This is a genomic window from Burkholderia sp. IO2, from assembly GCF_029522185.1.
GTDB lineage: Bacteria > Pseudomonadota > Gammaproteobacteria > Burkholderiales > Burkholderiaceae > Burkholderia > Burkholderia cenocepacia.
The window spans coordinates 25395-39038 of the sequence record NZ_JAKWFH010000002.1; the positions used below are offsets into that span (position 1 = coordinate 25395).

Annotated in this window: 13 protein-coding genes; 7 read left to right on the top strand and 6 right to left on the bottom strand. The window is 68.7% G+C overall.

The window, feature by feature from the left end; all coding sequences use genetic code 11:
• Positions 1 to 359: 359 nt before the first annotated feature.
• Positions 360 to 548: a hypothetical protein gene (locus MMB92_RS01360; RefSeq protein WP_185716426.1), complete on the bottom strand. Its 189-nt coding sequence runs from the start codon at positions 546 to 548 to the stop codon at positions 360 to 362.
• On the opposite strand from MMB92_RS01360, the gene MMB92_RS01365 reads away from it, so the two are divergent.
• The 4 genes from MMB92_RS01365 to MMB92_RS01380 all read left to right on the top strand — a co-directional run bounded on the left by MMB92_RS01365 (position 539) and on the right by MMB92_RS01380 (position 5676).
• Positions 539 to 2071, top strand: a complete 1533-nt coding sequence (locus MMB92_RS01365; RefSeq protein WP_062885350.1) for a sensor domain-containing diguanylate cyclase — start codon at positions 539 to 541, stop codon at positions 2069 to 2071. The two genes, MMB92_RS01360 and MMB92_RS01365, sit on opposite strands and share 10 nt — an antisense overlap.
• Before the next feature lie 162 nt (positions 2072 to 2233).
• Entirely contained in the window at positions 2234 to 3304 is a 1071-nt protein-coding gene (locus tag MMB92_RS01370; protein ID WP_012493157.1) for an FUSC family protein, read from the top strand.
• Between the two features lie 319 nt (positions 3305 to 3623).
• On the top strand, positions 3624 to 4961 hold the full coding sequence (argG, locus tag MMB92_RS01375) for an argininosuccinate synthase (protein ID WP_006496064.1): 1338 nt from the start codon (positions 3624 to 3626) through the stop codon (positions 4959 to 4961).
• Between the two features lie 217 nt (positions 4962 to 5178).
• Positions 5179 to 5676 carry an AAA family ATPase gene (locus MMB92_RS01380; RefSeq protein ID WP_226245112.1) on the top strand — a complete coding sequence of 166 codons (498 nt, stop codon included), beginning with the start codon at positions 5179 to 5181 and terminating at the stop codon, positions 5674 to 5676.
• A 149-nt stretch (positions 5677 to 5825) separates the two neighbouring features.
• On the opposite strand, the gene MMB92_RS01385 is transcribed toward MMB92_RS01380, so the two are convergent.
• Complete coding sequence (locus MMB92_RS01385) at positions 5826 to 7136, bottom strand: MFS transporter (protein WP_226245111.1); 1311 nt, start codon at positions 7134 to 7136, stop codon at positions 5826 to 5828.
• 176 nt (positions 7137 to 7312) lie between these two features.
• Complete coding sequence (locus MMB92_RS01390; protein ID WP_226245110.1) at positions 7313 to 8395, bottom strand: tartrate dehydrogenase; 1083 nt, start codon at positions 8393 to 8395, stop codon at positions 7313 to 7315.
• 108 nt (positions 8396 to 8503) lie between these two features.
• Between MMB92_RS01390 and MMB92_RS01395 the strand changes: the two genes are divergently transcribed.
• The gene (locus MMB92_RS01395; RefSeq protein ID WP_069357765.1) at positions 8504 to 9424 is read left to right on the top strand and encodes a LysR substrate-binding domain-containing protein; all 921 of its coding nucleotides are present in this window, start codon (positions 8504 to 8506) and stop codon (positions 9422 to 9424) included.
• A gap of 201 nt (positions 9425 to 9625) precedes the next feature.
• Here the strand turns inward: MMB92_RS01395 and MMB92_RS01400 are convergent, their stop codons facing one another.
• The 3 genes from MMB92_RS01400 to MMB92_RS01410 form a co-directional block, all read right to left on the bottom strand.
• A complete protein-coding gene (locus MMB92_RS01400; RefSeq protein ID WP_058902808.1) occupies positions 9626 to 10627 on the bottom strand; it encodes a LysR family transcriptional regulator in 1002 nt (333 codons plus the stop codon).
• A gap of 100 nt (positions 10628 to 10727) precedes the next feature.
• Entirely contained in the window at positions 10728 to 11147 is a 420-nt protein-coding gene (locus MMB92_RS01405) for an ATP--cob(I)alamin adenosyltransferase (protein ID WP_048988933.1), read from the bottom strand.
• A gap of 120 nt (positions 11148 to 11267) precedes the next feature.
• Positions 11268 to 12068: a helix-turn-helix transcriptional regulator gene (locus tag MMB92_RS01410; protein WP_006490459.1), complete on the bottom strand. Its 801-nt coding sequence runs from the start codon at positions 12066 to 12068 to the stop codon at positions 11268 to 11270.
• Between the two features lie 166 nt (positions 12069 to 12234).
• Here MMB92_RS01410 and MMB92_RS01415 point away from each other — a divergent pair, with 166 nt between their 5' ends.
• Both MMB92_RS01415 and MMB92_RS01420 read left to right on the top strand, forming a co-directional pair.
• The gene (locus MMB92_RS01415; RefSeq protein WP_226245109.1) at positions 12235 to 12861 is read left to right on the top strand and encodes a LysE family translocator; all 627 of its coding nucleotides are present in this window, start codon (positions 12235 to 12237) and stop codon (positions 12859 to 12861) included.
• 13 nt (positions 12862 to 12874) lie between these two features.
• Positions 12875 to 13627, top strand: coding sequence for a class I SAM-dependent methyltransferase (locus MMB92_RS01420; protein ID WP_226245108.1), 753 nt, complete (start codon positions 12875 to 12877; stop codon positions 13625 to 13627).
• Positions 13628 to 13644: the final 17 nt, after the last annotated feature.

Below are 13644 nucleotides of genomic sequence, written 5' to 3' on the forward strand. Positions count from 1 at the left end.
CGGAATCGGAGCGCGGCGCGCGTCCTGCGATGCATTCGATGCGGCCCCGATACGCGTTGCGCGGCGGGCGCCTGCGGCGAAGCGCGGATTCTACCTGATTCGATACGGGGACAGCTGAGGTCGCCCCGCCCGCCGCCCCGCCGGAGATTTCGCGGAATCAACGGGTTGGCCGCGTCGGCGCGGCCACGGTCGCACGTCGTTGCAAAGACCCCGATTACGAACGGGTCATTCGATATTCGTTTTTCCCGGTCGCGACCTAATCCTGTCCCGATCCGCCAAATACCGCGGCAATACGCAAAATCGACCGATCAATACACCATTAATCAGACAAAAAGCCCGACACTGGTCATTGATTCAAATCAAATCGCCCGCGCGCCATGCGGTAATGATGCGTAACCGTTTCGAATCGCCGTATCCGCATGCATGTTTTGCATGCGCACGCGAAATTCAGGAATTCGCGGGATAATGACGCTTAATTCGAAATAATCCGCGCGGAACCGCCAACGACGCGACCAGCCGCCGCCCGCCACCCCCGAGGATGAAGTCATTCCCGCTGCCCGCCACGCTGCGCCGCCATACCGCGTCGGTCGTGGCACGCATTCTGTCGCCCCGCGGCGTACTCGTGGCGGGCATCGTCCTGCTGATGTTCAGTTGGGGACTTTCCACGTCGCTATTAATCGAGGCGCGCCGCGACGCGTATGACCATGCGGTCGAAAATGCGCGCAACCTGATGCTGCTGATCGAACGCGATATCGCGCGCAATATCGAACTCTACGATTTGTCATTACAAAACGTCGTCGACGGCGTGGCCGATCCGGAACTGATGACATTGCCGCCGCGCCAGCGCCACCGGCTGCTGTTCGACCGCGCGGCCACCGGCGCCTATCTCGGCTCCATTTTCGTGATGGATGCGCACGGCAATATCGCGATCGATTCGAGCGCATCGCCCGCGCGGCAAGGCAATTTCGCCGACCGCGACTATTTCGCCGTGCACCGCGACCGGCTCGTCCCCGGCCTCTACATCAGCCGGCCGTACGCGTCGCGGCTGCGCGGCGGCGCGCTGACGATCGCGCTGAGCCGCCGGATCAACCGGCCCGACGGCACGTTCGCCGGGATCGTCGTCGGCACGCTCAGCATCGACTACTTCCGCGCGCTGCTCGACGGTCTCGCGGTCGGCCGGCACGGCAGCGCGGCGATCGTCGAGGACAACGGCACGCTCGTGTCGCGCCTGCCGTACGACACGCGGGTGGTCGGCCTCGACCTGCACGACTCGCCGCTGTTCATCGACGCGCAGCGCAGCCGCGACGGCGAGCTGAGCGGGGTCGGCGCCATCGACGGCGTGCGGCGCGTCTATGTTTACAAGCATCTCGCCGGGCTGCCGCTGATCGTCGACGTCGCGCCCGCCGAGATCGACATCTATGCGTCGTGGCAGCACCGCGCGGTGTGGACCGTCGTGCTGATGAGCCTGTTTACGGCATTCATCGCGTGGGGCTCGCTCGCGCTGTCGCGCGAGCTGAAGCGCCGGCAGGACGCGGAATCGAAGCTGTACCGGCTCGCGCACACCGATTCGCTGACGGGCCTCGACAACCGCGGCACGTTCGATGCGGTGCTCGCGAAGGAAGCCCAGCGCGCGTCGCGCAGCGGCCGCCCGTTGTCCGTGCTGTTCGTCGACGTCGATCACTTCAAGGCGTTCAACGACTACTACGGCCACCCGGCCGGCGACGACGTGCTGCGCCAGGTCGCGCAATCGCTGTCGCGCTGCCTGCGCCGCGACAGCGATCACGTCGCGCGCTACGGCGGCGAGGAATTCGTCGTTACGCTGCCCGACACCGACGCGCCGGGCGCGGCGACCGTCGCCGAGGGCATCCGGCGCGCGATCGCGGGGCTCGGGATCGAACACGTGAAAAGCCCGTACGGGCGCGTCACGGCCAGCATCGGCACGGCCACCGCCGCCGACGGCCGGATGAACGCCGCGACGCTGCTGCGGCGCGCCGACGAGGCGCTGTACCGCGCGAAGTCCGGCGGCCGCAACCGCGTGCTGGACGCACTGTCGAGCGCGGCCGACGCGTGACGCGAGGTGCGCCGTGACCTGACGCGGCCGCCGGTCGCCCGGCCCGTCGGCGCCGCCGTGGACAGCCCGCGCGCGTTCGGCTAGCGTTACGTCAGCTGCGCAGGCGGCGCGGCGCCGGCCCGCGCGGGCCGCCGTGCGCGTCCCGGCCCCCTCGACTCCGTCATGACCGCCCCGCTCCCGACCCGACTGCCGCCGCTCGTGCGCCACGCGCTCCGCCCGCTGCTCGACCCGTATCGCCGCTACCGGCACGCGAAGCTGATCCATGCGGCGCGCGTCGCGCTCGCGATTCTCGTGTCGATCGCGCTGTCCACCGGCCTGCGCGTGCCGCACGGCGAATGGTCGACGATCACCGTGCTGATCGTCGTCGGCGGGCTGCAACATCACGGCAACATCCGCAAGAAGGCAGCCGAGCGCGCGCTCGGCACGTCGATCGGCGCACTGGCGGGGCTCGGGCTGATCCTCCTCTACTCGTTCCTGCACGCGCCGTTCGCGATCTACCTGCTGATGGCCGTGGGGTGCGGTATCTGCGCGTATCACGCGATCGGCAAGGCCGGCTACATCGCGCTGCTGTCGGCGATCACGATGGTGATCGTCGCCGGGCACGGCGACAACGAGATCGTCGACGGCCTGTGGCGCGCGGTGAACGTGCTGGTCGGCATCGCGATCGCGCTGGCGTTCTCGTTCGCGCTGCCGCTCTATGCGACCTACTCGTGGCGCTACAAGCTCGCCGACGCGCTGCGCGCGTGCGCGGCCGTGCATGCGCGGCTCGCGGGCGACCGCCACGTGAGCGACGACGCGCACCTGAAGGAAATGGCCGCGCTGAGCGCGCTGCTCGTGCAGTTGCGCTCGCTGATGCCGTCGGTGTCGAAGGAGTGCGAGACGTCGATGGCGCAGCTCGAGGCGATCCAGCGCAGCCTGCGCCTGTGCATCGGTTATCTGGAGATCCTGTCGAGCGCGCTGCCGGCGCGTGACGACGTGGCGGCCCGCGAATACATGCGCGTCGAGATGAAGGGCGTGAACCGGCGCATCCGCGACACGCTGGTCGGAGCGAGCCGCGCGCTCAAGTTCGGCACGCCGAGCCGGCTGGCGCCGCGCCGCCGGCCGGCCGACCCGCCGCACGACGCGCCGCCGCCGCCGTTGTCCGGCTACGTGTCGATCACGGCCAAGCTGGCCGGCGAAGTCGACCAGTTGCGCGAGCGGCTGCTCGATACCGCGCGGTCGTGGAATATCTGAGGCGCCCGCTTCACGCGCCTTTCTTTCATATGCCTTTCGGCACATCGACGCGGCGCGCCGGCGACGCTGGGCACGGCCGGCCACCGATCCGGCCCCGGAAATCCGGCCCGCGGCCGGTTCGTCCGCGCGCGTTTTCGGCGGCGATGCAACGCCGCCCCGCACGGCGTTCTCCACCCGGTTAACCGCCCGTCAGGCCCGCCGCGACAGGCGCGACGACGGTTCCGCACCAAAATCAGCCCTTGCCCCAACTTCCCGGACAGCCGATACTCGCATATTCCGCGAAATACGATCCCACCGGCTTCAATCCACGGTAATTCCTATGAGCACGATTCTCGAAAGCCTCCCGACCGGCCAGAAGGTCGGTATCGCCTTCTCCGGCGGCCTGGACACCAGCGCCGCGCTGCACTGGATGAAACTGAAGGGCGCCGTCCCGTACGCATACACGGCGAACCTCGGCCAGCCCGACGAAGACGATTACGACGCGATCCCGAAACGCGCGATCGAATACGGCGCAGCCGGCGCCCGCCTGATCGACTGCCGCGCGCAGCTCGTCGCCGAAGGCATCGCGGCGCTGCAAAGCGGCGCGTTCCACATCACGACCGCCGGCGTCACGTACTTCAACACGACGCCGATCGGCCGCGCCGTGACGGGCACGATGCTCGTCGCCGCGATGAAGGAAGACGGCGTCAACATCTGGGGCGACGGCAGCACGTACAAGGGCAACGACATCGAGCGCTTCTACCGCTACGGCCTGCTCGTGAACCCGGATCTGAAGATCTACAAGCCGTGGCTCGACCAGACGTTCATCGACGAACTCGGCGGCCGCGCCGAAATGTCCGAATTCATGAACCAGGCCGGCTTCGCGTACAAGATGTCGGCCGAGAAGGCGTATTCGACCGACTCGAACCTGCTCGGCGCGACGCACGAGGCGAAGGATCTGGAAAGCCTCGAAAGCGGCATCAAGATCGTGAACCCGATCATGGGCGTCGCGTTCTGGCGCGACGACGTGAAGATCGCCGCCGAGGAAGTGACGGTGCGCTTCGAAGCCGGCCAGCCGGTCGCGCTGAACGGCGTCGAGTTCAAGGATCAGGTCGAGCTGCTGCTCGAAGCGAACCGCATCGGCGGCCGTCACGGCCTCGGCATGAGCGACCAGATCGAGAACCGGATCATCGAGGCGAAGAGCCGCGGCATCTACGAAGCTCCGGGCCTCGCGCTGCTGTACATCGCGTACGAGCGTCTCGTCACCGGCATCCACAACGAGGACACGATCGAGCAGTACCGCGAGAACGGCCGCCGCCTCGGCCGCCTGCTGTACCAGGGCCGCTGGTTCGACCCGCAGGCGATCATGCTGCGCGAGACCGCGCAACGCTGGGTCGCCCGCGCGATCACCGGCGAAGTGAAGATCGAACTGCGCCGCGGCAACGACTACTCGATCCTGAGCACGAAGTCGCCGAACCTCACGTACCAGCCGGAACGGCTGTCGATGGAGAAGGTGGCGTCGACGTTCTCGCCGCGCGACCGGATCGGCCAGCTGACGATGCGCAACCTCGACATCACCGATACGCGCGACAAGCTGCGCGTGTATTCGCAAGTCGGGCTGCTGACGCCGGGCGAAGCGTCGGCGCTGCCGCAGATCAAGGGCGACGGCGACAAGTAAGTCGCTGCGTTCGACGCCGTGCCGCATCGCTTGCATGCGGCACGGTCGGGCAGGCTGCCGTGTGGCGCATCGTTGCGCACGCAGCCTGCCGCTTCCCCGCTCCCCGCCTGTCCGCTTTCCCTTCGTATTCGCATCCCGCCGCGTGACGCACCAACGGCACTGCGCCGCCGCGCCAGTCATGGCAAGCTGCGAGTCGTCCGATTTTCTGCGTCGACTCATGGCCCCCCTTACCGTCATCCACCTGAACGGCCCGATCAACAGCGGCAAGACGACGATCGGCCTCGCGCTCGCACGCGTGCTGCCCGACGCGCGCTTCATCGACGGCGACGATCACGATGCGCCCGAAGACGCACCGTTCGACGTGCAGTGGGCGATTGCGCTCGGACGTCTCGTCACGCAGATCGCGAACGCGCGCGAACGCCATCTGGTCATCGCCTATCCGATCGGCGAAGCGGAATTCGAACGGCTGCGCGCGGCCTGCGAGGCGCGTGATGCGCGCCTGTTCGTCGTCACGCTCGCGCCGCCCGAAGCGGTCGCGGCGTCGAATCGCGGCGCGCGCGCGTTGACCGACTGGGAGCGCAACCGGATCGCGGAGATGTATCGCGAGGGCTATGCGGCGCGGCCGTTCAGCGAGATGGTGCTGGATACGTCCGCGGCGACGCCCGACGCGTGTGCGGCGCGCATCGCGCGGCAGGTCGCGGCGACGGCCTCGTAGCGACTGCGTCCGCATGCGCCTTCCGGCCCGCAGGTGAACATGCGCTGACGCTGACGTTCCCGCCAGCCGATCGCGCGCCACCGCGCACGAAGCCGGACGGATACGTCACGCGCCCGTCGGGCTGCCCTGCCGCGCGCACATTGCGGCGCTCACGAGTGATGCCGCACGCCCGGCACGGCCGCTTCCCGCGCCTCTTTGCGGCTCAGCATCAGCGTGACGACCGCCGACACCGCGAGCGTGCCGGCCACCACGTACAACCCCGCCGCATATCCGCCCGTCGCATGCTTGAGCCAACCGATCGCGAACGGCCCGACGAATCCGCCGAGATTGCCGATCGAATTGATCATCGCGATCCCCGCGGCCGCGCCGGCCCCCGACAGGAACGCACTGGGCATCGCCCACAGCGGCGCCTTCGCCGCACTGATCCCGATGTTGACGACGACCAGCGCGAGCACGGTCAGCAGCGCCGTATTCGCCTGCCCCGCGAACACGAACCCGATGCACGCCAGCACACACGGAATCACGACGTGCCAGGTGCGCTCGCCGGTGCGATCCGAATGTCGCGCCCACACGATCATCGCGACCACGGCGGCGATGCTGGGGATACCGGTCAGCAGGCCCGTCTGCAACGCGGTGAAGCCGAACTGCTTGACCATCAGCGGCGCCCACAGCCCGAGCGTATAGAGCCCCGCCGACGTGCCGAAGTAGATCAGCGCGAGCGCGAGCACGCGCGGATCGCGCAGAGCCTGCCACGCACCGGCCGTGTGCCCGACGTGCGTGTGGCGCGCGTCCGCTTCCGCTTTCAGCTTCGCGATCAGCCAGTCGCGCTCGTCGGCGCGCAGCCACGCGGCCTGCGACGGCGCATCGGTCAGGCGCTTCAGCACGACGAAGCCGAGCACGACCGCCGGCAGCGCTTCGACGATGTACAGCATCTGCCAGTCGGCGAGGCCGAACATCGGCGGCATCTGCATGATCGCGCCCGACAGCGGCGAGCCGATCGCGGTCGAGATCGGCGCGGCCGCCATGAACCACGCGGCGGCCACCGCGCGCTGCTTCGCGGGGAACCACAGGCTCAGGTACAGGATGATGCCGGGGAAGAAACCGGCTTCGGCCATGCCGAGCAGGAAACGCAGCACGTAGAAGCTGGTCGGCCCGGCCGCGAACGCGGACACGGCCGACACGATGCCCCACGTGATCATCACGCGCGCGATCCAGATGCGCGCGCCGACGCGGTGGAGAATCAGGTTGGACGGCACTTCGAACAGGAAGTAGCCGATGAAGAACAGGCCGCCGCCGAACCCGAACGCGGTCGGCGACAGGCCGATCGCCTGGTTCATCGTCATCGCGGCAAAGCCGACGTTGACGCGATCGAGAAAGCTGACGAAGTAAAGCAGCATCACGAACGGAATGATGCGCCACATCAGTTTCCGCGCGACGCGGGTTTCCAGATCCGCTTGCATGTGTCTCCTCCTTCGAGGTCGGACCGCGCGCCGTCGGTCGATGGACCGCGAGCGCCGGCCGGCGCCCGGCTCGCGTCGGATGCGCGAGTCGCGGGCAGAAAAAATGCCGAGTGAAGCGAACGGGCGGCGCGCGGCTGGCATGCGCACATGCGCGTGCCGGCCGCGCCGCGCCGCCGTCAGGCCGCCACCGCCGCGTTCGCGACGCGCTCGCAGACGGCCGCCGTCACCTGCGCGGTCGTCGCGCGGCCGCCGAGGTCGCGCGTATGCAGCGACGGGTCGGCCGTCACGGCCTCGATCGCGTGCATCACACGCGCAGCCGCTTCCGTCTCGCCGAGATGCTCGAGCAGCATCACGACCGACCAGAACGTGCCGACCGGATTCGCGAGCCCCTTGCCCATGATGTCGAATGCGGAGCCGTGGATTGGCTCGAACATCGACGGATAGCGGCGCTCGGGATCGATGTTGCCGGTCGGCGCGATGCCGAGGCTGCCCGCGAGCGCGGCGGCAAGATCGCTGAGGATGTCCGCGTGCAGGTTGGTCGCGACGATCGTGTCGAGCGACGCCGGGCGGTTGACCATGCGCGCGGTTGCCGCATCGACGAGTTCCTTGTCCCACGTCACGTCGGGAAACTCCGGTGCGATCTGCTTCGCGATCTCGTCCCACATCACCATCGCATGCCGCTGCGCGTTGCTCTTCGTGATGACGGTCAGCAGCTTGCGTGGGCGCGACTGCGCGAGCCGGAATGCGAAACGCATGATGCGTTCGACGCCGGCGCGCGTGAGGATCGACACATCGGTCGCGGCCTCGATCGGATGGCCCTGGTGCACGCGGCCGCCGACGCCCGCGTATTCGCCTTCGGAGTTCTCGCGCACGATCACCCAGTTCAGGTCGTCCGGCCCGCAGCGCTTCAGCGGCGCGTCGATGCCCGGCAGGATGCGCGTCGGACGCACGTTCGCGTACTGGTCGAAGCCCTGGCAGATCTTCAGGCGCAGCCCCCACAGCGTCACGTGATCGGGCACGTCCGGGTCGCCCGCGGAGCCGAACAGGATCGCGTCCATGCCGCGCAGCGCATCGAGACCGTCGGCCGGCATCATCGCGCCATGCCGGCGGTAGTAATCGGCGCCCCAGTCGAAATCCTCGAACTCGAACGCGAAGCGGTCGCTGCCGCGGGCCAGCGCCTCCAGCACCTGCTTGCCAGCCGGCACCACTTCCTTGCCGATGCCGTCGCCGGGAATCGTTGCGATACGGTAGGTCTTCATGCGGACATCCTCGATTGATCGTGAGCGTGAACGCACTTTACCGAACCGGGAGTGTAGAAACCGGAGCTATACTCAAAGCATCTTTAACTTCAATTCACGAATCCCGTCATGGCGGATACCGTCCAGCCGGCCGATCTCGGCTTCTTCTCGACGCTGGCCGCGTCGGGCAGCCTGAGCGCGGCCGCGCGCGAACTCGGGCTGACCGCGGCGGCCGTCAGCAAGCGGCTCACGCAGATGGAGCGGCGCGCGGGCGTGACGCTCGTCAATCGCACGACGCGGCGAATGATGCTGACGCCCGAAGGCGACGTGTACCTCGAATACGCACGCCGGATCCTCGACCAGATGGACGAACTCGGCGAACTGCTCGGCAGCGCGAAACAGCGGCCGAAAGGCCTGCTGCGCGTGAATGCGACGCTCGGGTTCGGGCGCAGCCACGTCGGCCCGGCGATCTCGCGCTTCGTCGCGCGCTATCCGGAGGTGTCGGTGCAGTTGCAGCTGTCGGTGATGCCGCCACCGCTCACCGACGACGCGTTCGACGTGTGCATCCGCTTCGGCGAACCGCCCGACACGCGCGTCGTCGCGCGGCGGCTCGCGCCGAACCGCCGGCTGCTGTGCGCGGCGCCCGCGTATCTCGCGCGGCACGGGACGCCCGGCACGCCGCACGACCTGACGCGGCACAACTGCATCGGCATCCGGCAAGGCGACGAAGGTTACGGCGTGTGGCGCCTGACGAGCGGACGCGGCGCGGCCCGCCACACGGAAGCCGTGCGGATCAACGGTAACCTGACGACAAACGACGGCGAGATCGCGGTGAAGTGGGCACTCGACGGGCACGGCATCCTGATGCGCGCGGAATGGGATCTGCGCGACTATCTCGCCGACGGGCGGCTGGTCGTCGTGCTGCCGGATCATGAAACGCCGAGCGCCGACATCTATGCGGTGTATGCGCAGCGGCACCAGATGTCCACGCGGATTCGCGCGTTCGTCGATTTTCTGGCGGAAGAATTGGGTCGGCTGACGGCGATCTAGGGCGGCGGTTCCCTACCCGTGGCAGCGTACGGTTTCGGGTCGCGGCGTATCGCTGCACGGACGTTCACCTGGCCTACGCGGGCCATATTCCGGCGAGTTTCGTGCTGCGTCGCCCAACTATCGACATCATCCGATACGTACCGGATGGCCCGCGCGTTACGCCTCGCAACCATTTGAGGACTTGCCGTCGGCATCCCGCCGTCAGGCTGCCGCGACCAGTCCGCTGTAGCGGTCGCAGGTAGCGGCGGCATCCTGCGCCGGCCGCCACCCTACCGCCCCCGCCGCCGCCAGCCCTGTGTGTTCCTTCCCGGCCTGCACGAAACGCTCCGCGATCCAGTCGACGAACGCGCGCACGCCGGGCGACACATGCGGGCGCTTCACGTAGACGACCGACACGGCGAGCGCATCGGGTTGCCAACACGGCAGCACCTCCCGCAGCCGTCCCGCCTCGATCAGCGGCTGCGCGGCGACGCGCGTCGGCTGGATCAGTCCGAGGCCGTGCACGCCGCAGGCGAGATACGCCTGCTCGTCGTCCACGCTGACGATGCCGTCGAGCCGCACCTTGCGCACCGCGTCGTCCACCATGAACTCGAGCTCCGCCGGACGCTGGCCGAACACGTGCGATCCGCAAATCGCACGATGCGCGCCCAGATCGTCGGGTGTGCGCGGCACGCCGAAGCGGTCGAGATACGCGGGGCTCGCGCAGGTCACGCGCTCGAGCGCGCCGAGCCGGCGCGCGACGAGCGACGAATCGGGCAGCGCACCGAGCCGGACGCTGCAATCGATCGCGTCGCCGATGCGGTCGCCCGCGCGCCCGGCCACGGCGAGCATCAGCTCCAGATCGGGATGCCGGGTATGAAATTCGCCGAGCGCCGGCAACACGATCGCGCCCGCCACCGACGCCGGCAATTCGACGCGCAGCGGCCCGCTCGGATGCAGCGCGGCGCCGCGGATGCTCGCTTCGAGCTCGTCGACGTCCGCCGTGATGCTGACGCAGCGCCGGTAATACGCGTCGCCTTCGGGCGTCGGCCGCAGCGCGCGCGTCGTGCGCACCAGCAGCGGCATGCCGAGCGCCGCTTCGAGCTCCTGCACGGTGCGCGTGGCGGTGGCGCGCGAAATGCCGAGCGCCTGCGCCGCGCGCGTAAAACTGTTCATTTCGACGATGCGCGTGAAGATGCGCATCGCGCGGATCGGATTGTCCACCGGACACCTCTGCATGGTTGCACTCTGCCGCGGCGCGCGTTCGCGCACCGTGCGTGCGTGTCGATGTCGACGCAAGCCGCGCGCCGGCGCGGCCGTCGGGTCAGGCGTTCGCCGCCGCGACGCCGGGCGCCGGTTCGGCGAGCAGCCGTTGCGCGAGCGCCAGCGCGTCGTCGCGGCTCGCCGCCGCGTTCAGCGGATACCCCCAGACCTTCTCGAAGGCACCCGAAAAGGCATTGAGCGCCACGCGCCGCGCCGCATTGGGCTCGATCGCGATCATCCCGGGAATCCATTCGCGCGACAGCGCGCGGTTGGCCTTGCTCCACTTCGCGAGCTGCTTGCGCATCTCGTGATCGTTGTCGGCCCGATCGTCGCCGGACGGCGCATCGTCGGTCAGAAGAACGAAGCGTTCGCGGCGCGCCAGCAGCGCGTCGAGTTCGGCAAGCAGGCGGGCGGGATCGGTGTGGATCGAGCCGCTGTAACGCAGCCAGACAAACGGGAATTCAGTCGTGACGATTTGCATGTTGGCCTCCAGATGAGAACGATTCTCATTTTATGGATCGAGACCTGATGCGTCATTTCTCATCCCGGCCAACTGCTTTTTCAATCCGGCCAACCGTGCGCGGGCGCGCAGCCCGGCGGTTCAGCGTTGCCGGTCGGTCAGGAATTGCGTCGGCGGCTTGCCGGTCGCCTTGCGGAACATCGTGACGAAGCTGCTCGCGCTTTCGTAGCCGAGATCGATCGCGATCTGGTGCACGCGGCGGCCGGTCGTCAGCATCCGCAGCGACAGCGCGACGTGCAGCCGTCGGCGCCAGTCGCCCAAGCTCATGCCGAGCTCCCTCGTCGCGAGCCGCGTCAGGCTGCGCTCGCTGATGCCCGCACGCCGCGCGAGCTCGGGCAGCGGCGACTTGTCGGCCGGGTCGTCGAGCAGATGGTCGATCAGCTTGCGCAGCCGGCGGTCGGCCGGCATCGGCAGGTACAGGTCCTCGACCGGCGCCGCGACGAGTTCGTCGAGCAGCGTCGCCACCAGCCGCCCTTGCGGCCCGTCGACGTCGTACAGATTCGGGAAGCTGGCCGCCTTCAGCAGCAGTTCGCGCAGCAGCGGCGACACGCCCAGCGTGCAGCAGCGCGTGGGCAGGTCGAGCGCCGCGTCGGGTTCGACCAGCACCGCGTAGAAGGTCGCGCCGGCCGAGCCGCGCGCCGCGTGCGGGACATCGCCGGGAATCCAGACCGTGCATTGCGGCGGCGCGGTCCACACGCCGCCGTCGATCTCGCAATAGACGACGCCCGTCAGCGTGTAGAGCAGCTGCGCCTGGCGATGGCTGTGCCGCTCCAGCCGCCATTCGGGCTCGACGACCGAGCCGCCGAACACGACGAGCGGACGCGGCACGTGATAGACGTCGGCGTCCGCGGCGGGATCGGTGGTCGGTGGAAGGTCGCGCATGGAACGACGGGTCGTGAAAAAAGGCCGGACGCCGGCGCGTCCTGTCGTGCTTATACCAGAAAGGCGCGGCCGCAGCCGCGCCGTTCGAGGAAGCGCCTGCACCCGCGCGCCGAACCGAATACAATGCGCCGATCCCCCGCCGCTGCGCGAACCTGCCGGAGCCGCCATGTTCGACCTGACCACGCTGACCACCTTCACGGCCGTCGTTCTGGGCCTGTTCCTGATCCCCGGCCCCGCCGTGCTGCTCGTGCTGAGCCGCACCGTGCAGGGCGGCCGCAAGACCGGCATCCTGACCGGCCTGGGCGTCGCGAGCGGCGACTTCGTGCATACGCTGTTCGCGGCCGTCGGGCTGTCCGCGCTGCTGATGACGTCGGCGCTCGCGTTCAACGTCGTGAAGCTGATCGGCGCCGCGTACCTGATCTATCTCGGCGTGCGCGCGCTGCTGGAGAAACCGTCCGATCCGTCGCTGCCGCAGGTGTCGCCCGTCACGCCGCTCAAGGCGTACCTGCAGGCGATTCCCGCCGAAGTGCTGAATCCGAAAACCGCGCTGTTCTTTCTCGCGTTCATGCCGCAGTTCGTGCATCCGGAACGCGGCTCTACGTTCGTGCAGTTTGCGGTGCTCGGGCTGATCTTCGTCGTGCTCAGCTCGCTCTACACGACGCTGATCGCGTGCTCGATCCGCCCGCTCGGCCGCATCGTGAAGCGGCTCACGTGGCTCACGCGCTGGCAGGGCAAGATCATCGGCTCGATCTTCATCGCGCTCGGGCTGCGCGTGGCCGTGCAGCAGCGCTGATGCGCATGAGCGTATGACGCCCGCCGGCGCGGACCTGCTCTATACCGACCCGCGGCTCGTCGCGGTGTACGACCTGTTCAACGCCGGCGATCGGGACTTCGCGTTCTACGCCGCCGCGATCGGCGCCACCCGGCGACGCGTCCTCGATCTCGGCTGCGGCACCGGCACGTTCGCGCGACGGCTCGCGGCGGCCGGGCACGACGTCGTCGCGATCGATCCCGCGCGGGCGATGATCGATTACGCGCGACGCCAGCCGGGCGCCGACGCCGTACGCTGGTTCGCGTGCGCGCTCGACGGCCTGCCGCCGGGCGCGCCGTTCGATGCGGTCGTGATGACCGGTCACGCGTTCCAGTGCCTGCTGACCGACGACGACATCGACGCGACGCTGCGCGGCGTGCGACGCGTGCTCGCCGACGGCGGCCGCTTCCTGTTCGATACCCGCAACCCGCGCACCGAACCGTGGCGAGCATGGACGCCCGCGCAGTCGGCGCGCCGCATCGAGTCACACGAATTCGGCATCGTCGATCTCCATCACGCGGTGCGGGCGATCGACGGCGCGGTCGTGACGTTCGACACGCACTACCGCTTCCGCCGCGACGACACGCTGCTGACGAATACGAGCCGGCTGCGTTTCATCGCGCAACCTGAACTGCAGGCGCGCGTGATCGCAGCCGGATTCCCGGCGGCCGACTGGTGCGGCGACTGGAACCCCGCTCCGTTCGACGAAGCGACCAGCGCGGAGATCATCGCGATCTGCCGCGCGTGAGCGCGCGCGCGTTCCGC

Coding starts and splice junctions, on each gene's coding strand:
- MMB92_RS01365 (WP_062885350.1), top strand. CDS start 539: ATGAAGTCATTCCCGCTGCCCGCCACGCTGCGCCGCCATACCGCGTCG.
- MMB92_RS01360 (WP_185716426.1), bottom strand. CDS start 548: ATGACTTCATCCTCGGGGGTGGCGGGCGGCGGCTGGTCGCGTCGTTGG.
- MMB92_RS01370 (WP_012493157.1), top strand. CDS start 2,234: ATGACCGCCCCGCTCCCGACCCGACTGCCGCCGCTCGTGCGCCACGCG.
- argG (WP_006496064.1), top strand. CDS start 3,624: ATGAGCACGATTCTCGAAAGCCTCCCGACCGGCCAGAAGGTCGGTATC.
- MMB92_RS01380 (WP_226245112.1), top strand. CDS start 5,179: ATGGCCCCCCTTACCGTCATCCACCTGAACGGCCCGATCAACAGCGGC.
- MMB92_RS01385 (WP_226245111.1), bottom strand. CDS start 7,136: ATGCAAGCGGATCTGGAAACCCGCGTCGCGCGGAAACTGATGTGGCGC.
- MMB92_RS01390 (WP_226245110.1), bottom strand. CDS start 8,395: ATGAAGACCTACCGTATCGCAACGATTCCCGGCGACGGCATCGGCAAG.
- MMB92_RS01395 (WP_069357765.1), top strand. CDS start 8,504: ATGGCGGATACCGTCCAGCCGGCCGATCTCGGCTTCTTCTCGACGCTG.
- MMB92_RS01405 (WP_048988933.1), bottom strand. CDS start 11,147: ATGCAAATCGTCACGACTGAATTCCCGTTTGTCTGGCTGCGTTACAGC.
- MMB92_RS01410 (WP_006490459.1), bottom strand. CDS start 12,068: ATGCGCGACCTTCCACCGACCACCGATCCCGCCGCGGACGCCGACGTC.
- MMB92_RS01415 (WP_226245109.1), top strand. CDS start 12,235: ATGTTCGACCTGACCACGCTGACCACCTTCACGGCCGTCGTTCTGGGC.
- MMB92_RS01420 (WP_226245108.1), top strand. CDS start 12,875: ATGACGCCCGCCGGCGCGGACCTGCTCTATACCGACCCGCGGCTCGTC.